The following is a 25,665-nucleotide window of genomic DNA, read 5'->3' as shown; positions in this document are numbered from 1 at the left end:
AGCTATAGTACGCATGGACATCATCAAATAGACTTAATTGTTTACAAAGACGCTGTAAACTCTTCAAATGAGATAGCTAGAAGTTATTGGAATCGTGAAGATGATGTTGACTTAATATTTTCTTCTTATACTTTAAAAAATTGGTGGAACAATTCTCTTATAGATTACTCTACCGAACTAAATAAAAAGTTTTTTTGGTGGTAAAATATGCTGGTTTAACTAAAACCTTGACCTATATATTTCCTGATGGAGATAATGATGGAGATGGTGTTTTGAATAGCCAAGATAACTGTATAAGTATTTCAAATAGTAATCAAAGCGATATGGATAATGATAATATAGGTGACGCTTGTGATTCACAGGATAATGGAGATTCTGATGGAGATGGTGTACAAAACTGGCAAGACAACTGTCCTAATCAAGCTGGTCCTTCTTCTAACAATGGATGTCCTATTGGTAACCCAGATTTAAAAATAGACGATGTTTACATAATAAGTGAATGTCCAAGTTCAACATGTTCTACTAGTTTAAACGATTTGGGCTCTAATAGACATATTGTTTCGAGAAATGCAGGTCAACTTTCTCTTCAACAAATTATTATTGATAATATTGGTGAAATCAGCTCTAGCTCAACAAAAATAAATTTTTACACATCTATTAATGGAAAAACATTAGACGATAGTGATTATAAATTAACTCTTCGAAATCCCATAAGTGTTCCTTCAATAAGCAAAAATGGATATACTGTAGCATCTACTACTATTTTTGGGGATGAAATAAAAACAGGTAAAGAGTATGATGATGTCCTTTACGGCAATTACTATATAATTGGAGAAATTGAAAATATTAATGAATCAAATGTAGATAATAATACATTTGTAATTCCAATATATTTTAAAGAGTACATGAGTAAAACCCTTACCCAGTTGACTATTTATGATGTAAACGGGAATAAAATTAATGAAACTACAGTCAACAATAAAACAGAAGAAACTGATGTTATTAAAAGCCTACCTGAAGGTTTCTATTTTATTGATAAAAACGGTAAAAAAAGTAAAATTTATAAAAAGAATTAATATTCTTTCTTTTAACAAAAAACCGAGCAAATTGCTCGGTTTTTTATTTATTCTTTTAACCCTGAAAGGTTATAGAAAAAACCTTCTAGTTTTTTTAATTCTTTTGGCGGATTACCAGCATCGAATATGCTTGATTTATATTCCTTATCAGCTATTTTAATCGTAAATACCGCATGCAAGGCTCCATCAGTTATTCTTTTTTCGCTTGGTGCCTTTAAATCACTTATATTCTCTAAATTTAACTCATTAACTATCCTTTTTAGCTCTTCTAACTGTTCTTTAGTTATTTCTTTAGTTCCTTCCTTTTGATACGTTTTGTATGATAATTTATTTCCTTCAATAGTTAACTGCACCAAACTTCCCCTTGTTTGCGCTTCATAAGCTATTTTATCAAACTGTTTTGTTTTATTTTGTGCTACACAATTCATCACTAATAAAAATACTACAGGAATTATTATTTTTTGGTACTTCATCTATTCTTACTTTTTAGATTATAATAATAAAAAGGCGCTCTTTTAAATAAAGAACGTCTTAATATATGAATTTCGTATTAAAACAGACTAATCTGCCATAGTAGCTCTGAATCCTCCTGAAGTAACTACTGCATCCATTCTAGCTTTTTGACCTTCTTTCTGTAAACATATGCATATAGCTATTGTCAGAATAATACATAATCATATCAGCACTTTAAAGTGCTTTAAACATTTAATAATAAATTGATTAAAAAAGTAATTTTCACATACTAAGCACAAAAAAAGGCACCCAATTAGGTACCTTCTATATTCTATATTAAAGTAAGTGATTACTTAAGTTTTTTCTTAACTGCAACTTCAGTATAAGCTTCTAGTGTATCTCCTTCTTTAATATCGTTATATCCTTTTATTTGAAGACCACAATCGTATCCTTTAGTTACTTCTTTAACATCGTCTTTAAAACGTTTTAACGACGTTAATACACCATCATGAACTACAATTCCATCTCTAATTACACGAACCTTAGAATCTCTTGTAATTTTCCCTGTCATCACCATACATCCTGCAATGTTACCAACTTTAGAAATTTTATAAACTTCTCTAATTTCTACATTACCAAGAACCTCTTCTTTCATCTCTGGAGATAACATTCCTTCCATGGCATCTTTCAAGTCATTAATAGCATCGTAGATAATTGAATATGTTCTGATATCAACCTCTTCTCTATCTGCTACCGAACGTGCATTTCCTTGTGGACGTACGTTAAATCCTACTATAATCGCGTCTGAAGCAGTTGCTAATAATACATCAGACTCGGTAATTGCTCCAACTCCTTTATGTAAAATATTTACTTGGATTTCTTCTGTAGATAGTTTCTGGAACGAATCTGTTAAAGCTTCTACTGAACCGTCTACATCTCCTTTTAAGATGATGTTTAATTCTTTGAAGTCTCCTAATGCAATACGTCGACCAATTTCTGCAAGCGTTAATGTTTTTTGTGTTCTAACTGATTGCTCACGTTGTAACTGAGAACGTTTAGCTGCTATTTGTTTAGCTTCACGCTCATCTTCAAATACATTAAATTTATCACCTGCTTGTGGTGCTCCATCTAACCCTAAAATTGATACAGGTGTAGAAGGTCCTGCTTCTAATACTTTTCTTCCTTTATCATCAAACATAGCTCTTACTTTACCACTATGCTTTCCTGCTAACATATAGTCTCCAATTTTTAAGGTACCCGCTTGTACTAAAATTGTAGATACATATCCTCTACCTTTATCTAACAAAGCTTCTACAACAGCTCCATTTGCATTCTTATCAGGGTTAGCTTTTAACTCTAATACTTCTGCTTCTAATAATACTTTTTCTAGTAATTCATCAACTCCTTGCCCTGTTTTAGCAGAAATTTCTTGTGATTGAATGTTACCACCCCAGTCTTCTACTAATAAGTTCATAGAAGAAAGTTGCGTCTTAATATTATCTGGATTCGCGTTAGGCTTATCTATTTTATTTATTGCAAAAATAATTGGAACTCCTGCTGCTTGTGCATGAGAAATTGCCTCTTTTGTTTGTGGCATTACATCATCATCGGCAGCTACTACAATAATTACTAAATCGGTAACTTGAGCTCCACGTGCACGCATTGCTGTAAAGGCCTCGTGACCTGGTGTATCTAGGAAAGCTATTTTTTGATCTCCCACATTTACTGCATAAGCACCAATGTGTTGCGTAATACCTCCTGATTCCCCTTCAATTACATTCGCTTTACGAATATAATCTAATAATGAAGTTTTACCGTGATCTACGTGTCCCATTACTGTAATAATTGGTGCACGAGTGGCTAAATCTTCTGGCTTATCTTCAGTTTCTTCTATAGATTCCTCTACTTCAGCACCTACAAATTCAACTGTATAGTTAAACTCTTCTGCTACAATTTGTAATGTTTCAGCATCTAAACGTTGGTTCATTGTTACCATCATTCCTAACATCATACAGCTAGAAATAATCTGGGTAACAGGAACATCCATCATCGTAGCTACTTCGCTTACCGTAACAAACTCTGTTACTTTTAACACTTTACTTTCTGCTTGTGCAGCTTGTAATTCAGCCTCACTTTGCTGACGGTGTGCGTCTCTTTTGTCTCTACGGTATTTTGCACCTTTTCCTTTTTTAGATTTACCTTGAAGTTTCTCTAAGGTTTCTCTAACTTGTTTTTGGATTTGTGCTTCTGTTAATTCTTCTTTTGGAGCTGTAGCTGGTCTTCTACCTCTTTGACCTCCTCGGTTTCCACTTCTTTGGCCTCCTCGATTTGGACCACTTCCTCTATTATTTCCTTGAGGTCTTGCTCCTGTACCTGTACTTGGGGTACCTGGTTTACTAATCCTTTTACGTTTCTTTTTATCTCCGTCAGTTTTAGCTTCTGGTTTCTTCTTTTTTGGTCTTTCAAATTGTTTTAAATCAATCTTTTGACCTGTAAAATTAGGGCCTTCTAATTTCTTATACTGAGTTTTAATTTTCTCAGCATTTTCTGGAGTAACCTCAGTCTCTTTTTCTGATTGCTTCACCTCTTTAACCTTTTTATCAACAGTCTTTTTTACTTCTTTAGGCTGTTCTTTTTTCACTTCCTTTTTAGGAGTATTAACTGTTTGTTTTTTGGGCTTCTCAGTTTTTGGAGGCTCTGGCTTTTTCTCTTCAACTTTTACTGGTTCTTCAACTTTTTTTGTTTCTTGAACTGGTTGAACAGACTCTTCTTTCTTAGGTTCTTCTACCTTCTCCTCTTTTTTTGCAGGCTCTACTTTTACTGGTTCAACTTTAGTTGACTCAATTTTAGTTGGCTCTGGTTTTTCTTCAACAGCTTTACCAGTTTCAACATCTATTTTACCTACAGTTTTAAGTTCTAACTTTTCAGCTTTGGCTTTTAAAACTTCTTGTTTTTTTGCTTCTTCTTCTAATCGCTTTTTTTCTTGCTCTTGTTCTAATTGCTGACGAATTGCCTCTTTCTCTTTTTTCTTTTCTTCGCTAACTTCTTTAGAGGCCACCTTTTTAGATTTATCAGTTTGAAAACCATCAAATAAAATTTGATATTCTTTATCTGATATTTTGGTAGTAGGGCGAGCTTCTATGTCATAGCCATTTTTAGCTAGGTGTTCTACAGCTCTATCTAAAGAAATGTTTAGTTCTCTTAAAACCTTATTTAGTCTTAATTTTTTGCCTTCAGCCATATATTATTTTATACTTTTTTATTGAAAAAACACACTTTATACATGCTAAGTATAGTTATGCTTTTTTTCTCTTTTTTGCTAGATTTTGCATTAAAAACAGGAAACTAGCTTCCTTTATATATTTTAGTCTTCGAATTCTTCTCTTAAAATTCGTTGAACATCTAATATTGTTTCTTCTTCTAAATCGGTTCTCTGTACTAGCATTGATACGTCTTTTTCTAAAACACTCTTTGCTGTATCTAAACCTATCTTCTTGAACTCTACAATTACCCAAGCTTCGATTTCGTCTGAGAATTCTGTTAACTCTACATCTTCTTCTTCAATTCCTTCTCTTTGAACATCTATTTCGTAACCTGTTAATTCACTTGCTAAACGAATATTAACACCAGCTCTACCAATTGCTTTTGATACTTCTTCTGGCTTTAATAAAACGTTTACACGTCCTTTTTTACCATTCTTCTCTTCTTCGTACATCTGAATATCTACAGAAGTAACTTTAGCAGGACTTAATGCTCTAGAAACAAACAACTGTTCGTTTTTAGTGTAATTGATTACATCAATATTTTCGTTTCCTAATTCACGTACAATACCATGAATACGAGATCCTTTTACACCAACACAAGCTCCAACAGGATCAATTCTATCATCATAAGAATCTACTGCTATTTTTGCTTTATCTCCAGGAATTCTTGCAACACCTTCAATAGTGATTAAACCATCAAAAACCTCAGGAATTTCTTGTTCAAATAATTTCACTAAGAACGCTGGCGAAGTTCTTGATAAAATAATAGCGGGTTTATTACCTCTTAACTCTACTGATTTTATCACTCCTCTAACTGCATCTCCTTTTCTAAAGAAGTCAGAACGAATCTGTTCACTCTTTGGTAAAACAATCTCATTTCCTTCATCATCCAACAAAATTACAGCATTATGACGAATATGGTGCACTTCTGCACTATAAATTTCTCCTTCTAAATCTTTAAATTGCTTAAAGACGTTTGTACTATCGTGCTCGTGAATTTTAGAAATTAGGTTTTGACGCAATGCTAAAATGGCACGTCTTCCTAAATCTACTAGCTTTACTTCTTCAGAAACATCTTCTCCAATTTCAAAATCTGGTTCAATTCTTCTTGCTTCTGAGAGTTCAATTTCCTCATTATCGTCTTCAGACATTCCATCTGCTACCACCACTCGGTTTCTCCAAATCTCTAAATCTCCTTTATCTGGGTTAATAATGATATCAAAGTTCTCATCTGACCCAAACCTACGTTTTAAGGCTGCACGAAATACTTCTTCTAATATAGACATTAATGTTACTCTGTCTATACTCTTATTATCTTTAAACTCCGAAAATGATTCAATTAACGCAATATTTTCCATTTCATTCTCTAATTAAAATATGATCTTCACTTTTGCTTCTTTAATATCTTGATACGCTAGTGTTTTTGTTTTCTCTACCGTATGCTTTCCTTTACCTACTGGCTTAGGCTCTCTTGCTTTCCAAAATAAGGTAATAGTATCTTCTGTTACCTCAGTTAATGTTCCTTCAAACTCTTCAGTTGCTGTTTTAACTTTTAGAATTCGGTTGATATTCTTTTTATACTGACGCTTTACAGTTATTGGATGCGCAATATCTGGCGTTGTAATTTCTAACGAAAAGTCTTCTTCTTCTCTATCTAAATTATGTTCTATATTCCTACTAATACGAATACATTCGCTTAGCGGCACGCCTGAATCACCGTCTACTATTACTTTTATTTTATTGTCTGCCAAAAACTGTAAGTCTATTAAATATAACGACTCATTTTCTTGTAAGGCTTCTTGTAATAATTCTTTAACTCGTTCTTGATTCATCTTAGGTATAAAAAGAGGGGACTCACGTCCCCTTCATCTATCTGATTAATAAATTTGCTGCAAATATAGTAAGTTATTCATTAACACACAAATATCTTTTCCTTGTTACATTAAGTTGTTTTTTCGTATATTTAAATGACTATCTCTCTTTAAATCTTCTTATTATGAAAAAAATACTAGTACCAATCGATTTTTCAAAACCTTCTGAGTACGCTTCGAAGTTAGCCTCGACAATAGCTAAAAAAGCTAACAGCGAAGTTCACCTACTTCATATGGTTGAACTTCCTACTGGATTTGTAGATATGGGATCAGGAGTTAATTTCAGTATCCCAGAAAGCATGTTGTATATTAGAAAAGTTCGCGACAGAATGCTTGATTACAAAAAAATGTTTTTTCCTAAAAACGACAATATCAAACATGCTATCCGATTTCAGACCCCTTATGATGGAATTCAAGATTATTCTAAAAAAAACGGAACAGATCTTATTGTTATGGGAGCCAAAGGTCACACGAATTTAGAGGAAATTCTTATAGGCTCTAACACCGAGAAAGTTGTGAGAAACTCTAATATTCCTGTTATTGTCACCAAAAAAAATGGAGATGATTTTAACCCTGGGAATATTGTTTTTGCTTCAAGTTTTAAGCCTAATAAAAATCAAGCCTTTGAGCGGTTTTTAGATTTTGCTAAAAGTTTTGATAGTACAATTCACTTATTAAAAATAAATACTCCTCAAAAATTTGAAAACACTCAAGAAACCAATCAACGTATTAAAAAATTCATCGATAAATATGGTTTAAAAAACTACACTATAAATGCTTATAATGATTCTTCTATCGAAAAAGGGATTTTAAACTTCTCTACTGAAATTGATGCAGATATTATTGCATTAGCCACTCATGGAAGAAGTGGTTTATCTCACATATTCAATGGAAGTATTACTAAAAACCTATCAAAAAATGCAATACGACCAATGCTTACTTTTAAAGTTTAAAAAAGTGCACTATTTAAGTGCACTTTTCTTTTTTATTTCCAGTATTTCTCTACCCAAGGAGCTGCTTTTACATATCGGTACCATTTTCCTCTTCCTCCCTTTATTGCTTTATGTGGATTAATTTCCCCATGAAAAATAATAATTTTTGCCCCTTTAGGTATAACTGGTGTTTTCCAAAATGCCAAAGGAAACCTAGACACACAATCGTACTTAAAACTTGGACACCATTCTTTTGGCCAATATTCCAAATGCCCTCTATCGTTAATACTGTGAGTTAAATATTCTTGTTCGTTCCTGTGTACTTTTCTTATTTCTTCAAATTTCTCTAAAAAATCATCGAAGACATACCCATGTTTCCCTATCTGAAATCTATATACTGATGAATTCCCCGTAATTCTCCATGTTCTCCAACTATGATCTTTAATTATTCTAAAAGTTCCATCTACTTCAAAAAAACAATCTATGTTATCAACTATAACTATATCTAAATCTAAAAAGAGAGCCGTTCCTTTTAAACCATAAAGATTTTCTTTTAAAGTTGTTAGTTTCTTCCACATCCTTTCTGGAATATCCGTACGAATATTCATTTCGGGTATTTCATAACAGTCAACCTCTTCAATAATTCCTTTTTTATCATCAGTAAAACAAACCATTTTAAAATCATAGGTTAAATTTCGTTTCACCATCGAATATAATCGGTTTACATATTCTGCTCCGTACAATGTACCCCACTTCATGCAAAAAATATACTTCTGCTCCATATTTTTGTTATTAATCTTAATTATGTTTTAAGCAAATCTTCTTTCAATAATTTCTAACAGTCTATTTTCATATTCTTCTTTTTCAGACCAATCATAGTCTGGTTTAATCATTTTATTAATGAACTTTTTTGCTTCTTTTTCTGTTTTAATGGTATTCAACTGAGATATTACTCTATTAAAATCGTTTTGATCTCCGTTAAATAAATGTTTCACAAAAGCAATTCTATCATTTAAATCTATCTGAATCGTTTGTTGAAAATGATCGTTTAGTGATTTCTTAGGTTCTGCTTTGGTAAATAAATCTGTCATTACATCTACCGAAATCGTATCTTGTAACTCATCTTCTAAAGTTGGTATTTTCCTTTCTCCTACATCTTTTACATCATTCTTTACATCTTCAGCATCGCCATGTAGCAACTCTTCTAATTCACCAAAAGGTTGTTCAATGATATCGTTAGTAGTTATTTCTTCATTAATCCCTTGAATTACTTTCTCAGCTATTTCATCTGCTTCTTGCTCAAAACCTTCTTTTAAATCTTCTTCTAAGTGATGTACTTTTCTCTCCTCTAAAAGTTCTCCCTCCTGTATCTTTTCCTCTACAGGTTCCTCTACTTTTATCTCTTCTTGAATTAACTCTTCCTTTTTTTCTACCTCAGCTTTCAAGTCTCTTATAACTTCCTCCTTAGACTCAACACTTATCTTTTCTTCCTTAGAAGTAACTTCTTCTACGACAACTTCTGCTTCCTTTTTTTCTTCAGCAAGCAACACATCTTTTAACAACTCCTCTTTAGTTTTTGTAGGATTAGGAGTGTTATTTATATATTCTTCTACATACGCTAAAACCGATAGTTTTTCGTAAACCTCATATGCCTTTTGCTTTAACTCAAACACATCTTCCCTATTTTTCATCTGTAAGATACTGTGTGCTAAACTGGTTAAATCCGATGCTAGTTTTTTGTGCATAAGTTGTTGTTTGATTTTAATTTTTGCTGTTAAATTTTAATAAATTTGTTCCTTATTCGAAAGTAATACAAAAATCAATAATTTAGAGCTTAAAATTACAAAATGTTTCTTGAAAATACAGTAAATCATACAGAACAATTTGGTTGGATTGAGGTAATTTGTGGCTCAATGTTTTCGGGAAAAACCGAAGAATTAATCCGTAGACTTAAACGTGCTCAGTTTGCTAAGCAACGTGTTGAAATTTTTAAACCTTCAGTTGATACTCGATATGACGATGAGGAAGTTGTATCTCACAATGAAAATAGGATTCGTTCTACACCAGTTCCTGCATCTTCAAATATTAGGTTATTAGCTAATGATGTTGATGTTATTGGAATAGACGAAGCACAGTTTTTTGACGATGAAATTGTAGCTGTTTGTAACGATTTAGCTAATAGAGGAATTCGTGTTATTGTAGCTGGTTTAGACATGGATTTTAAAGGAAAACCTTTTGGACCAATGCCTGCTTTAATGGCTACTGCAGAATACGTTACTAAGGTACATGCTGTTTGTACTCGCACAGGAAACTTAGCCCACTATAGCTACAGAAAAGCTCAAAGTGAGGATTTAGTATTTTTAGGCGAAACCCAAGAATACGAGCCACTAAGTAGAGCTGCCTATTACAAAGCTATGAAAGAGCACAAAACGCATAATAAAAAAGAAAGCAAAAATGAATAATAATCACGTTACCGTATTAGAAATTGACCCTAAAGCTGTACTACACAATTTAGCCTATTTTAAACAAAAGCTACAACCTACCACAAAAATATTAGTAGTTGTTAAAGCTTTTGGTTACGGAAGCGAATCAACAGAGATTGCTAAAATTGTACAAGACCAAGTTGATTATTTTGCGGTTGCTTATTCCTACGAAGGAATAATATTACGTGAAGCAGGGATTACAACTCCTATTTTAGTTCTAAACCCTCAAATTCAAAACTTAAAAGATATTGTTAAGTATCGTTTAGAACCCAATCTATATAATTTTAAAATTTTTGATGCTTTTTTAAAGCTTGCTGATGAAGAGCCTTTAATGAATTACCCTATACACCTAAAATTTAATACGGGATTAAATCGATTAGGCTTTTGGCATACTGATATTCCTTCTATTGTTGCTGAGCTAAAGAAATCAAACAACATAAAAGTTGAATCAATATTTTCTCATTTAGCTGCTAGTGAAGATCCTAATGAACAAAATTTCACTATAGGTCAAATAAATAACTTTGCCTACATCATAAAACAAATTTATGAGCATTTAGGGCATCAACCCATGATACATATCTTAAACACCTCTGGAATTATCAATTATCCTCAAGCTCAATTTGACATGGTTCGCTTAGGCATAGGATTATACGGTTTTGGAAATGATAAACAAGAAACCTCTCAACTTAAAAATACACATACACTTAAATCTATAATTTCTCAAATCAATATAGTTCAACCAGGTGAAACAGTTGGTTACAATAGAGCTTTTGTTGCTAGTCAACCTACAAGAAGTGCAACCATTCCTATAGGACATGCAGATGGTATATCAAGAAAACTAGGAAATAAAAATGGATTTGTGTTCATTAATAATCAACCAGCTCCTATCATTGGAAATGTTTGTATGGATATGATTATGGTAGATGTTACCAAAATTGATTGTAATGAAGGTGACGAGGTTATTATTTTCAACCATCAACAACACGTAGAATATATGGCTCATAAGTGTGAAACTATTTCGTATGAAATACTTACTGCCTTATCTCAACGTATAAAAAGATTGGTTAAAAGCTAATTTTTTTATATTTTTCAGTTCAATTAACTATTAAAAATCAAAAATATGGGAATGCTCAAAGAGTTTAAAGACTTTGCGATGAAAGGTAATTTAGTAGACATTGCAGTAGGTTTCGTTATGGGGGCTGCTTTCAAGCAAGTAGTGACTTCTTTCACTGGAGGAATTGTTTCTCCTTTAATTGGACTAATTTTTAACGCTGATTTAAAAGATTTAAAACACATAATCTCAGAAGGTGTTGCTAATGAAGCAGGTAAAATAACAGGAGAAGTTGCCATATTATATGGTGAATTTTTAACCAATGTTATCGATTTTATTATTGTAGCTTTTATTATGTTTATGGTAGTAAAAGCGGTAAACGCAATGAAGAAAAAAGAAGAACCGGCTCCAGAGACTCCAAAAGGACCTAGCCAAGAAGAATTATTAGCCGAAATTAGAGATTTACTTAAAAAGTAATTCTTAAAAAAATGTAACAGAAAAGCTCGCAATAGCGAGCTTTTCTATTTCTAATAATTCTATCTACACATGCTTTCCTTTCTCCCAACCATGTTTTCCTAAATACTGCTCTCCACTTTCAACAGCACCATCTTCAATACTTGTACCCATAGAATCATTCCAACGATTTAAATACCCGAAGAGAGAAATTACTCCTAACATTTCAACTATTTCCCCTTCATTCCAATACTTATATAATTCCTCTTTAATCTTTTCATCTACCATATTTGGAACCATAGAAGCTGCTAATGAAAAATCTAACGCAGCACGTTCCGAATCAGAAAAGGCAGAGTGTGTTTTATATTCCCAAATATTATCTAATTGTTCTTGTTCTGCTCCATAGCGCTCTGCTGCACGAATTGCATGAGCTTGACAATAACGGCAACCTGTTGCATTACTGCTTACCCAAGCAATCATCCTTTTTAAAGCAGAAGTTACCCGACCGTGATTAGCCATAACTGCTTTATTTAAATTAATAAATGCTTTAGAAATTTCTGGTCGGCGTTGCATGGTTAATACTGAATTCGGACAAAAACCTAAGGTTTCATTATAAAAATCAGATAATTGCTTTGTTTCTTCATCATGATTCGGATTTAAAGGAGTTACTAAAGGCATAGTTTTATTTTTTAAGTTTTTAATACTAACTTTTTACTGTAAGTTTGTGTTACTATTTACATAATTAAGTCAAATCATACACAGACTTACTTACGCAATAAACAAAAAAATATTAAGACATGACAACAAACACAGTTACAACCGTTTGGAAAGAAAAAATGCAATTTGAAAGTGATAACCCAAGTGGGCATCCAATAGTTATTGATACTTCTGAAGAGCACGGAGGAAATAATTCTGGATTACGACCTAAAGCTATGATGCTTTCATCGTTAGCAGGTTGTTCTGGTTTAGACATTGTACCTATGCTAGAAAAAATGCGTGTAAAGGTTGACAATTTTAAAATTGTAGTTACTGGTGAATTAACCGATGAGCATCCAAAATATTATCACAAAGTTTTGGTAGATTATCATTTTTACGGAAGTAATTTAGACGAGAAAAAAATTAACAAAGCAGTAGATTTATCGATAGAAAAATACTGTGGTGTTATGGAAATGTTTAGGAAATTTGCAGATGTAACTACTGGCATACATCTACACAACAATTAATTTTTGATAAAAATTGCTATGCGCTGGACATTAAAACCGCAACCAGACACCAATAAAGTAAAACAATTAGCCAAAGAACTAGCCATCGATACAAACTTGGCTAAAATTTTGGTACAACGTGGTATTGAAACATTTGATGATGCAAAACATTTTTTTCGCCCATCACTAAATGATTTACATGATCCTTTTTTAATGAAGGATATGGAAATTGCTGTACAGCGTATAGAAAACGCTATAGCTAATAATGAAAACATTTTAGTTTTTGGTGATTATGATGTTGACGGAACTACTGCCGTTTCTTTAATGTCATCCTACTTAAAAACAATTCACCCAAATATTGCAACCTATATTCCTGACCGATATGAAGAAGGATATGGTGTTTCTTATAAAGGAATTGATTTTGCCGAAGACAATGGATTTTCTTTAATTATTGCTTTAGACTGCGGAATTAAAGCCATTGATAAAGTTGATTATGCTACTAAAAAAGGAATAGATTTTATCATTTGTGATCACCATAAACCTGGGAGCGAAGTTCCAAAAGCGGTTGCTGTTTTAAACCCTAAACAAATAGACTGTAACTATCCGTATGATGAATTATGTGGTTGTGGTGTTGGCTTTAAATTAATTCAGGCATTAGCTTCAAAAAGAAATCAAACGATTGAAGATTTAATCCCCTATTTAGATTTAGTTGCTACAGCCATTGCTGCTGATATAGTTCCTATGACTGGTGAAAATAGAGTATTAGCGTATCATGGGTTACAAGTCATCAATTCACAACCTAGAAATGGCATCAAAGCCATCATCCATCAATTACAAAAAAAAGAACTCACTATTACTGATGTCGTTTTCATAATCGCTCCACGAATAAATGCTGCTGGACGAATGAAACATGGAAATTATGCTGTTGAATTGTTAACTGAAATGGATTTTGACTCAGCTGTTGAATTTGCTGCTGCAATTGAAAAATTCAATTCCGACAGAAAAGAACTAGATAAAGCAATTACACAAGAAGCCTTACTTCAAATTGAAAACAACAACGAACAAGAAAAATATACTACAGTTGTTTTTGATGAAAACTGGCACAAAGGAGTCATTGGTATTGTTGCTTCACGTTTAACCGAAACTTACTACAGACCAACTTTGGTATTCACTAAAAGTGGAGAAAAACTAGCAGCCTCTGCTCGTTCAGTAAAAGGGTTTGACGTGTATAATGCTTTAGAAAAATGTTCAGAGTTCATTGAACAATTTGGTGGACATAAATATGCAGCAGGCTTAACCTTATTGCCTGAGCAATATCAAAACTTTAAAAATAAATTTGAAGAAGTGGTTGCTTCCACCATTGACAAAAATTTATTAACGCCAGAAATTACGATTGACACTGAGATTGACTTATCAGAAATTACTCCTAAGTTTTTCCGTATTATTCAACAAATGGCACCTTTTGGCCCACTAAATATGAAACCCATTTTTACTACTTCAGCGGTAAGAGATAACGGTTATGGTAAACAAGTTGGCGCAGATAAGAGTCATTTAAGATTGAATCTCATTTATGGTTCAGACCAAAAAACATATAATGCTATAGGTTTTGGTTTAGGAAATAAAATAAACCTTACCCAAAATGATTTTGACGTTGCTTATACGTTAGATGAGAACACTTGGAATGGACATACTTCTATTCAGTTAATGTTAAAAGATTTAAAATAGTAAAAGACCTATATTTTTTTATTTAGAATAATTCCAAATAAACTTTTATATTTGTTATCGATATAAATATAGTTATGGACGGAATTACTAAAATATACGACAACAACATAGGCATTTCTTTTCACTGGAAAGAAAACAACTTAAACTTAGTTCAATTAATATTTAGAGATACAGGATTTCATTTAACAGAACAAGAAATAGAATTATTTTTAGATAAGGTAACGGACTCTAAGCTTCAAAAAAATTGTGCTACTTGTAGTAAAGGAAAAGACTGTAGGTCTATTTTACTACAAACTCCTTCAGATAAAGTTAGCATAGCAGTTTCTTCAGTTGAATTATGGCAAATAGACGATCTTTTAAAAGGAACTTTATTCCAGTTAAGAATGAATAATTATCTAAATGACATATGTAAAAACTAAAAAGGCTCACAAAAATTGTAAGCCTTTTTAATCTAATCTTCTTTAATTAGGTACATATATACTGGATAGTGATCACTATACCCTCCGGTATATTTTCCATAAGAAAAACTCCTAAAAGGGTACCCTTTATAACGACCACTTTTCTGAGTTAAAAAACGTTTATTAAAAATCCCAGACTTAAACATTTTATAGGTTGAAAAATCTTTTTCTCCTTTGTCTAATAGTTGAGAAGTAAACATTATTTGATCAAACAAGTTAATATTGTCTCTATACCCTAATGTATTAAATCCACGACGAAACATATCTTCGTACGGATTATAAATATCGCCCTCTTTTACATTCTTCTTCTTACTCTTAGTTTGTAAAACAGATTTAAAGCTAGAATTGACAGGGTCATCGTTAAAGTCACCCATTATTAACACTTTCGGATTTGGGTCATTCAGTTTAATTTTTTCAATAATTTGCTTCACTTTATAAGCCGCTTTTTCACGTAATGGTCTACTCTTTGCTTCCCCACCTCTTCGAGATGGCCAGTGATTAACAATAATATGTATCAATTCATCATCTAAATATCCTGATACCAACAAAATATCACGTGTATAAACTTTATAATTCTGGTCATATATATTAGGGTCGAATGCCTCGAAATGAATTGGCTTAAAATAACGTGATTGATATAACAATCCCACATCAATACCTCTTTTATCTGGAGAATCAAAATGAATGATACTATAACGCTTCTTTTTTAATTTTTCAGAGGCTACCAAATCTTCTAAAACTTTTTTATTCTCAACCTCAGCTACACCTAAAATTGCTGGACTAGTTCTAGCCTTTTCCGCTCCTAATTGAGAGATTACCTCTCCAAGTTTGTCAATTTTATCCCAATAAACCTCTTCTTTACCTCCTTTCATTTCCATGATAGGACTTGCTTCATCATTCTTTTCAGGATCATTCTTGGTATCAAAAAGGTTTTCTAAATTATAAAAACCTACCGTTCTTATTTTATATTTTTTTTGATTTTGTTGCGCATAAATAGAAAATGCAACAAAAATAAACATTAAAAAAGTAGTTATGTTTCTCATTTTATAAATTTTAGGTGGCAAAAATAAAACAATTTTCGAGCCAAAACCCATAATTAATATAATGTTACCTTTCATAATATTAACTTAATATTAACATAATTAGATTTTTCGTAGTTTTGCTTCCCTTTTGCCGCATTTCTCGGCCATGGGAATTAACATATTCAAATATTTTATAAAAAATTATTTATGAGAAATTTTACGATAACAATGTTATTGTTTCTTTCAGGCATGCTTGGCTTGAATGCGCAAAATATTGTAAAGGGAATCGTAATAAACGGCGATTCCGAAAAACCTATGCAAGGTGTTTCTGTAAGTGTAAAAGAAGCTAACGTCTCCAGTACTACAGACGCTAGTGGTGCTTTTACACTAAATGGCTTACCAAACGGAAGACAAATTGTAACGGTATCATTAAACGGGTATGAAACCCAAAACTTTCCAGTAGAACTATCTAGAAAAACAGTAAATTTAGGCACAATCTTTATGTATGAAGATTTATCTGAAGATCAAGATTTAAGCACCATTACTATTACAGACGATGAATTAAATGATGATACAAGTGCTGCTGATAACATTTCTGGTTTATTACAAGCTTCTAGAGATGTTTATTTACGTACTGCTGCTTTTGAATGGAGTGGTTCTTTTTACAGAGTGCGTGGTTTAGATTCTGAAAACGGTAAAGTTTTGATTAATGGAATTGAGATGAACAAATTATACAACGGAAGACCTCAATGGAGTAATTGGGGAGGTTTAAACGATGTATTACGTAATCAGGAATTTAGTAATGGATTGACTCCTTCAAACTACGCTTTTGGTGGTGTGTTAGGTTCTACAAACATTAATACCAGAGCTTCAGAATATAGCGAAGGAGGACGTATTTCTTATGCTTCTTCTAACAGAAGTTACAACCACCGCTTAATGGCAACATACTCTTCTGGTTTGTTAGCTAACGGATGGGCAATAACTGTTTCTGGTAGTAGAAGAGCTGGTAATGAAGGGTATGTTGATGGTACTTTTTACGATGCTAACTCTATCTTTTTGTCACTTGAAAAACAAATTAACGATGCGCACAGCTTAAACTTAACAGTGATTGCTGCAGAAAACGAAAGAGGAAAATCTTCACCAAATACTCAAGAAGTTTTTGATATTAAAGGAATTCGTTATAACTCATATTGGGGAAAACAAGGAGACAAAAACAGAAACTCTAGAGTGAAAAGATTATACGAACCTATTATAATGTTAAACCACTATTGGAATCTTTCTGATAATACAACTTTAAACACTAATATTAGTTTTCAATTTGGAGAAATCGGTAATAGTCGTTTAGATTATAATGGTGCTAACAATCCTGATCCTACGTATTACAGAAAGTTACCAAGCTGGTATTTATCAGATCCTAATGGACCAGATTATGAAAACGCATACAAATCATTAACTGGTTTCCAAAATGATGGACAAATTGATTGGGATGAATTATATATTGGAAACGAAGGAAGTCCTGAAAATGCTCGTGTAATTTTATATGAAGATAGAAACGATGATCAGCAATTAACAGCTAATATGATTTTATCTTCAGAGTTAAATGAAAATATTACACTGACAGCTAGTGGTGAGTACAGAAAGTTAAAATCTGAAAACTTTGCTTCTCCAATAGATATGCTTGGGGCTACAGGCTATCTGGATGTAAATACTTTTGGTGATACTTTTGACCAACAACAAAGTAACCTTTTAACTCCTAATAGAACAATTGGTTTAGGAGACCGCTTTAAATACAATTATATCTTCAATTCTGAAGTATATGGAGGTTTTGCTCAGTTACAATTCAAATACAACAAAGTTGATTTTTATGTAGCAGGACAAGCGAACAACACTACGCACCAAAGAGAAGGTTTGTTCCAAAATGGATATTTCCCAACTAACTCTTATGGAAAATCGAACAAGTTAGATTTCTTTAACTACGGAGCTAAAGGTGGATTAACCTATAAAGTTTCTGGTCGTCACTTAATTGATGTAAACGGAGGTTATATTACAAAAGCACCATCTCTGCGTAACTCTTTTGCCAACTCAAGGTCTAACAATAATACTGTTGCGGATGTTGCCGAGTTAAATAGTGAGAAAATATTATCTGGAGATGTTAGCTATGTTTTTAGAAGTCCTTTAATTACTTCAAGAATTACAGGTTATTACACGGATATTAAAGATGCTACTGAAATTTCATTCTTCTTTGCTGATGGTATTGGAGGAGATACTTCGGCATTTATCCAAGAAATCTTAACTGATATAGACAAAAGACATTTTGGTGTTGAGTTTGGAATTGAAGCGCAGGTTACTCCTACAATTAAATTAAAGGGAGCAGCTAATATTGGTCAGTACACCTATAATAACAATCCAAATCTTGTAATTACTACTGAAAACGCTAATACAGAAGGCTTTGTTGATGGTAAAAGAGATATGGGACCTGCTGCTCTTAAAGATTATAAACTAGCTGCAGGACCTCACAAAGCATACTCTTTTGGTTTTGAGTATAGAGATCCAGATTATTGGTTTATTAGTGTTACAGCAAACTATATGGATGAAGCTTATGTAGATGTTTCTCCCATTAGAAGAACTGCTAATTTTATAAGTGATGCAGACGGAGCTGCTTTTGCAGATTACGACCCAGTGTTAGCTAGACAATTATTAACTCAAGAGCAATTTGATGATTATATGGTTGTAAATGCTATCGGTGGAAAATCTTGGAAAGTAGGTGATGGTAAATACATTGGTTTATTTGCTAGTGTTAGTAACCTATTCAACCAAGAGTATAAAACAGGTGGCTTCGAACAAGGAAGAAATGCAAATTATCACCAATTACGCGACGATAATGCTAACGGTACACCAACCTTCGGAAATAAATACTGGTACGGTAGAGGTACTACTTATTTCTTAAACTTAAATTATAGATTCTAAAAAAACACTCAAAATGAAAAAAATAAATTTATACAAGATTTTTGCAATACTTTTTATTGCAATCTCTACTTCATGTGTTGATAACAACGACTTTGAGTTACCAACAATAGGACCAGATAAAGAATACAAGAACTTAAAGTCTTTAGACGAAATTATTGCACAATACAATGGAGATCCTGTAGAGTTTACTGAAGACGTTACTGTTTATGGTTATGTAGTTTCTGACGATAGAGAAGGTAATTTTTTTAAATCAATTATTATTCAAGATAAACCAGAAAATCCAACTGTAGGTTTAGAAGTAAGAATAGATGACACTAACCTAGGAGCTCGTTATAATGTGGGTAGAAAAATATACATTAAATTAAAAGGACTTGCGTTAAGTAAATACTTTGCTTCTTTTCAAATAGGTGTTTTAAATGGTTACAGTACGGATAGAATTGATGCAAACGATTATATCGACTTTATTGATAGATCTTCTGAAATTGCTGAAATAGTACCAACCAACTTAACAATTGGAGAGTTAACTGATGCTCACATCAATACATTAATTAAAATTGATGGGGTACAAGCTCAAGAAAAAGGATTAACCTATGCTGACCCTGACCCTAACAACACTTCTTCAGTTAACAGAAACTTCGTAAGTTGCGAAACTTTTGAATCTATTATCATGAGAACTAGTGGTTTCTCAACTTTTAAATCATACCCTATCCCAGATAAAAAAGGAAGTATTACTTCTATTTTAGGAAAGTTCAGCAGCGATTACCAATTATTTATTAGAGATACTAACGATGTTAACTTTACTGAAGAATATGGTTGTAATACACCTCCTGTTGATGCTACTTTAAATGAAGTTAAAACCTTTTATAAAGGTAGTGGAGAAGCAACAGTTACAAAAAACTTAAAAATAAAAGTAGTTATTACTTCTGATTTAGCTTCTGGTAACTTACATTCATTAAGTGCTTTTGCTCAAGATGCTACTGCAGGTATTGCTTTACGTTTTAGTGGAGATCACAACTTAAACTTAGGAGACGAAGTAGAAATCGCAGTTGGAGGCGCTAAATTAAGTGAGCATAACGATTTATTACAACTAAACCTTTCTCCATCAAGTATCATAAGCCAAACAGCTGGTACCTTACCTACTCCTGAGACTATCACTTTTGCTCAAGCTTTAACTGGTGATTACGAAAGTAAATTAGTACAAATTGATGGAGTACAATTCAAAGACAATACCAAAATTTATGACGGTAACAATGAGTTAATTGCTGAATGTGATGGCACTCCATTAACCACTTATGTTAGAAAAGAGGCAACTTTTGCTAACAATAATGTAAATGATAAAAAAGGAGCTATAACAGGTATTATGACTGTTTATGAAGGTACTCCTCAAATCTATTTAAGAAACGAAGCTGATATTAATTTTACTGAAGATTATACTACTTGTGGAGGTGGCACTACTACCAATACTATTTTCTTTTCTGAATTAGCAGACCCTAACAACAATGCTAATGCAAGATTTATAGAATTATATAATTCAGGAACTGACGCAATAGACTTAACAGGTTGGACAATTAGAAGATATACAAATGGTGCAACTTCATCAACCTCTTCAATTGACTTATCTGGTAAAACCATAGCTGGAACTAGTACTTTTGTAATTGCCAAAAATGCTGCAGAACTCTCAAGTATATATGGTGTTACTGCTGATATGGAGTCTACTTCTGCTGCAGCTGATTCTAATGGAGACGACCAATTAGAATTGGTAGATCCAAGCGGAACTGTAATTGATATCTTTGGAGTTATTGGGGAAGATGGATCTGGTACAAATCATGAATTTGAAGATGGTAGAGCTTACCGTAAAGCTTCAGTAACACAAGGAAACCCAACATATACATTCTCAGAATGGGATATTTGGAATGATACAGGAGATGCAGGTACTACAAATGCACCTCAAGATGCTCCTGGTGCCTTTACACCTGGAGTAAGATAATTAAATTACTATATCTAAACACAAAACAACCCAAGTATTCAATACTTGGGTTGTTTTTTTAGGTAAACCACACTACATTTATACTCTTAGTTTATTAAATAATCACAAAATATTTATCAAAATGTGAGTAATCGAACTTTCCACACGTTTTTATTTTTATGATAACTATGTAAAGTCAAAAACACCTTTTCTTCCTTTCCGTTTATTAATCGACCATCAAGCTCTTTAAAGTTTTTCCCTAGAAAACTATAATAATCCTCTTGCGTTAATTCATCTATAGGCTTTTTTAATTCAACTGAAAACATACTACTGTTAAACAGACCAGATCCCATAAGCTCTTTGCTATAACAATATAACTTATTACTACTTGAGTCTTCTATATATAAATAATCATATACGCTCATAAAAAAAGGCTTTGACTTCTTTTCTAACCTTAATCCTTTTGCTGTTTTTACAATTGTATTAACCCCACTATTTATTTTAATTCGTAATTCTTCATTAAAATATATATTTCCAACAGAATCTTTTATATGATAAGAGGGATTCAAATCTTTATTATAGAGACTTTCCCATATACAAAGCAGTAGAGTACTAAAAAAATATAAATCATACTCAGGGTTTGATTTACTTAAACCATCTATTCTTAAAACTACAGATGGATTGATAAGTTTCTCTATTTGTTTATCTATATTCTTTTTCATCTGTAGCAGTTTTTTTTCGAGTATCAACATAATGAATAGTTAAAACTAAACACTAACTATAAATAACTACTCCAAGATTTTTGTCCTTCCTGTATTTCTTTTTCAGGATATTGTTTGTTGTACTTTTTATATTGACTTCCAAAAAATACAGGCATATTTTCAGCAGGCGTTGTATCGAAATCGTTAATAATTGTTGTCCCTAAAGTATATAATTGCTTTAGCTTAGGCATATTTTTAACAAACTTAATAGATGCTAAATTTTTACAATCTAAAAGTTTTAAAACCTCTAATTCTTTTAACTCTCCAATAGAGCTAAAGTCTTGCAATTTCCAACAAATATCAAATTCTAAATATTTTAACTTTTGTAAAGTTGTTATATCTGAAATATCTGTTAAACTTCTAACACCACCAAAAGACACACACTTTAAATTAGTTAAAGTTTCAATTCCTTTTAAAGACTTTATTTTTGCTGTTTTAAAACTTAAAGTTTTCAAATTGGTTAACGCACTTAATTTAGTTAAGTCTTTTTCATCAAATTCTGTAATTGATAAATGTTCTAAATTTTGAAGCTTATCAAAATTAGTTATCATCTTTTTATTCCACCATAATGATAAGGTTTCTAACTCTTTTAATTTTTCAAAATCCACAGGATACATGGTATGTAAATGCAGGTACTTCAAACTTGTCATATCATACAAAAAATCATAAGAAACTCCTTCTCCGTAGGCTGACATTGCAAGATTGTCAATATCATTGAAATAACGCAGAAACTCTTCAAAATAATTTTTGTCTTTTATTTCTCTTGATAAATTAATATGACAATCATTATTATCAAAATATTCTTTGGCTCTCTTAAAATCTCCTCCTTCTCTTATAGTTATACTTTCACTCATATTAAAACTCCTTAGTAAATTCTGTTGGTAAATTATATTTTTTTGCTACTCTTTCAGCTTCTTTAATCATCATTTTTTAGGTAATTTAAAAATCTTGCAAATACAACTTTCTCTTTTAGAATCACTCATTAATTAAAACCCCTTTTTTATAATATTCTCTATGCGTTTCATTGCCATTTTTATCATAATATACCCATGCACCTTCCTTTATACTATTTATATAATATCCTTTTACCTTTAAAATTTCTTTTTCATAATAATAATCATAATACCATCCTGTACCCTTTTTGAATATTTGATAGTCTTTGTACTCATCAGGATATAAAGGATGTGGATCCATAGGATACAACGCTCTTCCTTTCGTGTTATAAACCTGATACTTGCCATCTAAAACACCATTTTTGTAATGAAGTATTTTAACAATTATGTTATACGGAGGCTTAGGAACTTGTATTTTTTTTAACCATTTTCCTTCTTTTTTTCCATTAATGATATCACCTTCTAAATAACCATAAGGAATAGGAGGCTCTTCACAGTCAGTTATTTTATCCTTATCAATCTTAGAGAATTCATGTAACGTGATTTCCATTTCTCCATCAACAAGCACAGAGTCTTTAAATTGATATAAGCCATATTCATTTATAATTATTTTTAGCTTAGTTATTTTATCTTCTAAACTATAATCATCAACATAAAGAGGCATAAGGAGAATATCTTTTTCAACTAAAGTATCAAGTTGAATCTGTTTTATTTCAGCATTCTTCATCTGTTCTTTTTGTACTGAACAGTTATATAAAAAAAATACAAGTATATATAGAATAAGTTTATTCATAATAACGTTTTATATCGTTTTGCATTGTTCTCCATTGCCAACTCCAAAAGCTGATTCTTGCAGAACGTGAAATAGTATAATCCATAAAATTTTCTTTTGTACTGTCCTTTATTGGGAAAGAGTATTCATTTTCATTTTTTATATGTGTTAATTGTTCTTTTCTCTTTTTATCCTTGTTAATAAATTCTTTAATTTTAGAAATAGACAGTTCTCTATTTTCAATATTTTTTTGATATACTTTAATGTTATTCGTATTAACTTTAATATTTTTAATCGCTGTAAGGTTATTAGGATATTTTTTCATTTCTATAATTCTTTTTTCAGCTCTTTTAATTTTCTCTCCGTCTTTTAAAATCTCATCCTCTCTTATTTTTATTTTATCTGTATACTTCTGTATTCGTTTATTTATTTCATTAATTTTTTCTTCATTAAACTCATCAAAGGGGTGCATGCAACCAAGTACATGGGCTATTTCGTGAGCATAAGTAGTGGGTTGGTATCTTCCATCATAAAAAATACTACAATTACGAGCATCACCAATTAATAATTGCCCATCACCAGCAGTGCCAGGTTTTCGTAAAATAGTGACAAATACTAAAAGACCTTTGTGTTTCGATTCTTGCTCATACTTTTGCATATATTCATCTAAAAACATTGAACTAACTTGTTCTACATTATCTTTAAATCCTGCGCCATCTAATTTTTTATCCTTTGTTAATTGTTCGGTATCTAGCTCAATAACATTAGTGTTATTATTCTCTATACTAGTTTTAATAAGAGCTTGATTTAATGAATTTTTATTTAAATAATTATTTAAGTCGACCTGTTGTAAAGCTTCATTTATCCCCCTCAAATCCCTTTCACTACTGTTTTTTCTTACAACTTTTACAATTTTAACTTTTAAGTTATGAATGGTCTTATTTCTGAAAATATTTATCTCTCCAACTGGATTATCATCTTTATCAAACAACTTAATATTCATGTCATTTGATATAGATGTATCACAAAATACTGAAATTTCTTTTTCGTTTGCTTCTGACACTTTTACTTCCTCTGGTTCAAAACGTATACCATCTTTTTTAGGTAGTTTAATTATATCAACGTCTGTTGCTGTTCCTTCTAATATCTCAACTTCTAATTTAAGTTTTACATTTTCCTGTTGAGGAAACATGCTTAACCAAGGTACAAAATAATCTTTATCATGAATTTTAGTTGGAGTATATTCTTTTTTTAACTTTTCGTAATCTTCACATATGGTTTGATAATCATCTCTCATCCAATCAAAACCAAACTCTCCTTTGTAATTATCTAACCTTCTTAAATTTGCTATGAACTTTAATGCTGGTCTTACTTTTGGAAAAGTAATTTCCATTGTATTTCCTTTACCACTATCAAAAGAAGCTATTCCTTTGTACGTTCTTTCCTTTTCTTTAGTCATTTTTATTTACTTTTTCTTCAGTAGCTATTAATTCTAATTTTGTTTGTTTTCCTGTGATTGAAACTCTTTTCAAAATATCGTTTTCTAATACTTTATCTTGGTATTTATAATTTAGGTTATCGTCTTTTAAATCAATGGTTATTGTTTCTCCCTCTGCATTTTCTGTTTCTATAACTAAGATAACTTTTTCATTTACCTCAATATCCTGCTGTTGTATTCGTTCTCCGTTCTTATTTTCAAAAAAGTACCTTTTAAATCTTGGCATAGTATCTTCTTGTGCCTTATAAGGAATATCTTCTATAGGCGGTATAAAACTCTCTTGCCATGGTTTTATGTAACGAGTTGGGCTTTTTCTACGCCAATCGGTACTATTATTAAAAAAACGATAATCTTGCATTGCAGGCGATATGGTTAAGGTAACCTGCATACCTTTTTGATTATCAAAAATCTCATGGTAATTTATAAGTACACCGTCTTGAAAATTGTATTGGAATAGCTCTACACCATCAAAATCATCTTCATAAAAAACCACTTTTCCATCTCTTAATAAATAAAGATTAAAAGGATGACGTATTTTTTTATTGTCCTTTCTATCGGCTATAATCCATTCAATAAAGGCATCATCGTACATTTCTGGTTTAAAAGTAACCGTAAAAGCACCTCCCATTAGGGCTGATGTAGGTTTACCATTCCAATCGGTAAGGCGAATGTAATTTAAACTAGTAGCAATTAATTCTCGTTCCTCTCCGCACACAAAGAGTTTGGCTTTTATATTCATAGTAATTTTCTTTATAGCTAAATACTGTTATACAGAAACTTAACAGCCTCTACATAAAAACATTGATAACAAATTTAATA

General features: G+C 31.8%; 23 protein-coding genes. 10 read left to right on the top strand and 13 right to left on the bottom strand.

Annotated features, from left to right (window positions below; genetic code table 11):
* Positions 1 to 197 precede the first annotated feature (197 nt).
* Positions 198 to 1,076, top strand: coding sequence for a thrombospondin type 3 repeat-containing protein (locus Q4517_RS01495; RefSeq protein ID WP_303505424.1), 879 nt, complete (start codon positions 198 to 200; stop codon positions 1,074 to 1,076).
* 47 nt (positions 1,077 to 1,123) lie between these two features.
* On the opposite strand, the gene Q4517_RS01490 is transcribed toward Q4517_RS01495, so the two are convergent.
* The 4 genes from Q4517_RS01490 to rimP all read right to left on the bottom strand — a co-directional run bounded on the left by Q4517_RS01490 (position 1,124) and on the right by rimP (position 6,624).
* Positions 1,124 to 1,549: a hypothetical protein gene (locus Q4517_RS01490; protein WP_303505422.1), complete on the bottom strand. Its 426-nt coding sequence runs from the start codon at positions 1,547 to 1,549 to the stop codon at positions 1,124 to 1,126.
* 329 nt (positions 1,550 to 1,878) lie between these two features.
* Positions 1,879 to 4,770 (bottom strand): translation initiation factor IF-2, encoded by a 2,892-nt coding sequence (gene infB, locus Q4517_RS01485; protein WP_303505420.1) that lies wholly within the window; start codon positions 4,768 to 4,770, stop codon positions 1,879 to 1,881.
* 123 nt (positions 4,771 to 4,893) lie between these two features.
* Positions 4,894 to 6,150 carry a transcription termination factor NusA gene (nusA, locus tag Q4517_RS01480; protein ID WP_303505418.1) on the bottom strand — a complete coding sequence of 419 codons (1,257 nt, stop codon included), beginning with the start codon at positions 6,148 to 6,150 and terminating at the stop codon, positions 4,894 to 4,896.
* A gap of 12 nt (positions 6,151 to 6,162) precedes the next feature.
* Positions 6,163 to 6,624 carry a ribosome assembly cofactor RimP gene (gene rimP / locus Q4517_RS01475; protein ID WP_303505416.1) on the bottom strand — a complete coding sequence of 154 codons (462 nt, stop codon included), beginning with the start codon at positions 6,622 to 6,624 and terminating at the stop codon, positions 6,163 to 6,165.
* 164 nt (positions 6,625 to 6,788) lie between these two features.
* On the opposite strand from rimP, the gene Q4517_RS01470 reads away from it, so the two are divergent.
* Positions 6,789 to 7,616: a universal stress protein gene (locus tag Q4517_RS01470; protein WP_303505414.1), complete on the top strand. Its 828-nt coding sequence runs from the start codon at positions 6,789 to 6,791 to the stop codon at positions 7,614 to 7,616.
* Positions 7,617 to 7,648: 32 nt separating this feature from the next.
* Here Q4517_RS01470 and Q4517_RS01465 read toward each other — a convergent pair whose 3' ends face one another.
* Both Q4517_RS01465 and Q4517_RS01460 read right to left on the bottom strand, forming a co-directional pair.
* On the bottom strand, positions 7,649 to 8,353 hold the full coding sequence (locus Q4517_RS01465) for a glycosyltransferase (protein ID WP_303505412.1): 705 nt from the start codon (positions 8,351 to 8,353) through the stop codon (positions 7,649 to 7,651).
* 51 nt (positions 8,354 to 8,404) lie between these two features.
* Positions 8,405 to 9,340 carry a hypothetical protein gene (locus Q4517_RS01460; RefSeq protein ID WP_303505409.1) on the bottom strand — a complete coding sequence of 312 codons (936 nt, stop codon included), beginning with the start codon at positions 9,338 to 9,340 and terminating at the stop codon, positions 8,405 to 8,407.
* Positions 9,341 to 9,442: 102 nt separating this feature from the next.
* Here Q4517_RS01460 and Q4517_RS01455 point away from each other — a divergent pair, with 102 nt between their 5' ends.
* Genes Q4517_RS01455 through mscL form a run of 3 tightly spaced genes read left to right on the top strand, consistent with a single transcriptional unit; the run spans position 9,443 to position 11,606 of the window.
* Complete coding sequence (locus Q4517_RS01455; protein ID WP_303505407.1) at positions 9,443 to 10,057, top strand: thymidine kinase; 615 nt, start codon at positions 9,443 to 9,445, stop codon at positions 10,055 to 10,057.
* On the top strand, positions 10,050 to 11,153 hold the full coding sequence (gene alr, locus Q4517_RS01450) for an alanine racemase (RefSeq protein ID WP_303505405.1): 1,104 nt from the start codon (positions 10,050 to 10,052) through the stop codon (positions 11,151 to 11,153). Before Q4517_RS01455 ends, alr begins: the two co-directional genes overlap by 8 nt.
* A gap of 51 nt (positions 11,154 to 11,204) precedes the next feature.
* Positions 11,205 to 11,606: a large conductance mechanosensitive channel protein MscL gene (gene mscL, locus Q4517_RS01445; RefSeq protein WP_303505523.1), complete on the top strand. Its 402-nt coding sequence runs from the start codon at positions 11,205 to 11,207 to the stop codon at positions 11,604 to 11,606.
* A gap of 63 nt (positions 11,607 to 11,669) precedes the next feature.
* Here the strand turns inward: mscL and Q4517_RS01440 are convergent, their stop codons facing one another.
* Complete coding sequence (locus Q4517_RS01440) at positions 11,670 to 12,260, bottom strand: carboxymuconolactone decarboxylase family protein (RefSeq protein ID WP_303505403.1); 591 nt, start codon at positions 12,258 to 12,260, stop codon at positions 11,670 to 11,672.
* Positions 12,261 to 12,379: 119 nt separating this feature from the next.
* Here Q4517_RS01440 and Q4517_RS01435 point away from each other — a divergent pair, with 119 nt between their 5' ends.
* The 3 genes from Q4517_RS01435 to Q4517_RS01425 all read left to right on the top strand — a co-directional run bounded on the left by Q4517_RS01435 (position 12,380) and on the right by Q4517_RS01425 (position 14,928).
* A complete protein-coding gene (locus Q4517_RS01435) occupies positions 12,380 to 12,805 on the top strand; it encodes an OsmC family protein (RefSeq protein WP_303505401.1) in 426 nt (141 codons plus the stop codon).
* Between the two features lie 18 nt (positions 12,806 to 12,823).
* A complete protein-coding gene (recJ, locus tag Q4517_RS01430; protein ID WP_303505520.1) occupies positions 12,824 to 14,509 on the top strand; it encodes a single-stranded-DNA-specific exonuclease RecJ in 1,686 nt (561 codons plus the stop codon).
* 74 nt (positions 14,510 to 14,583) lie between these two features.
* Positions 14,584 to 14,928, top strand: a complete 345-nt coding sequence (locus tag Q4517_RS01425) for a hypothetical protein (RefSeq protein WP_303505399.1) — start codon at positions 14,584 to 14,586, stop codon at positions 14,926 to 14,928.
* Between the two features lie 32 nt (positions 14,929 to 14,960).
* Here the strand turns inward: Q4517_RS01425 and Q4517_RS01420 are convergent, their stop codons facing one another.
* Positions 14,961 to 16,010 carry an endonuclease/exonuclease/phosphatase family protein gene (locus tag Q4517_RS01420; protein ID WP_303505396.1) on the bottom strand — a complete coding sequence of 350 codons (1,050 nt, stop codon included), beginning with the start codon at positions 16,008 to 16,010 and terminating at the stop codon, positions 14,961 to 14,963.
* Positions 16,011 to 16,196: 186 nt separating this feature from the next.
* Between Q4517_RS01420 and Q4517_RS01415 the strand changes: the two genes are divergently transcribed.
* Together Q4517_RS01415 and Q4517_RS01410 are read left to right on the top strand one after the other, a co-directional pair.
* Positions 16,197 to 18,956 (top strand): TonB-dependent receptor, encoded by a 2,760-nt coding sequence (locus tag Q4517_RS01415; RefSeq protein ID WP_303505394.1) that lies wholly within the window; start codon positions 16,197 to 16,199, stop codon positions 18,954 to 18,956.
* 13 nt (positions 18,957 to 18,969) lie between these two features.
* Positions 18,970 to 20,943, top strand: a complete 1,974-nt coding sequence (locus Q4517_RS01410; RefSeq protein ID WP_303505392.1) for a DUF5689 domain-containing protein — start codon at positions 18,970 to 18,972, stop codon at positions 20,941 to 20,943.
* Positions 20,944 to 21,059: 116 nt separating this feature from the next.
* On the opposite strand, the gene Q4517_RS01405 is transcribed toward Q4517_RS01410, so the two are convergent.
* The 5 genes from Q4517_RS01405 to tssD form a co-directional block, all read right to left on the bottom strand.
* The gene (locus Q4517_RS01405) at positions 21,060 to 21,644 is read right to left on the bottom strand and encodes a hypothetical protein (RefSeq protein ID WP_303505390.1); all 585 of its coding nucleotides are present in this window, start codon (positions 21,642 to 21,644) and stop codon (positions 21,060 to 21,062) included.
* Positions 21,645 to 21,700: 56 nt separating this feature from the next.
* Positions 21,701 to 22,537, bottom strand: a complete 837-nt coding sequence (locus Q4517_RS01400) for a hypothetical protein (RefSeq protein ID WP_303505388.1) — start codon at positions 22,535 to 22,537, stop codon at positions 21,701 to 21,703.
* A 121-nt stretch (positions 22,538 to 22,658) separates the two neighbouring features.
* Entirely contained in the window at positions 22,659 to 23,369 is a 711-nt protein-coding gene (locus Q4517_RS01395) for a hypothetical protein (protein WP_303505386.1), read from the bottom strand.
* On the bottom strand, positions 23,362 to 24,807 hold the full coding sequence (locus Q4517_RS01390) for a hypothetical protein (protein WP_303505384.1): 1,446 nt from the start codon (positions 24,805 to 24,807) through the stop codon (positions 23,362 to 23,364). Before Q4517_RS01390 ends, Q4517_RS01395 begins: the two co-directional genes overlap by 8 nt.
* A complete protein-coding gene (tssD, locus tag Q4517_RS01385; protein ID WP_303505382.1) occupies positions 24,800 to 25,585 on the bottom strand; it encodes a type VI secretion system tube protein TssD in 786 nt (261 codons plus the stop codon). The genes Q4517_RS01390 and tssD overlap by 8 nt, the downstream gene beginning before the upstream one ends.
* Between the last annotated feature and the right edge of the window lie 80 nt (positions 25,586 to 25,665).

It is taken from the genome of Tenacibaculum sp. 1_MG-2023 (assembly GCF_030547425.1).
In the GTDB taxonomy this organism is placed as follows: domain Bacteria; phylum Bacteroidota; class Bacteroidia; order Flavobacteriales; family Flavobacteriaceae; genus Polaribacter.
The sequence above is the reverse complement of the archived record's forward strand: the minus strand, read 5'-3'. Positions and strand labels throughout refer to the sequence as shown.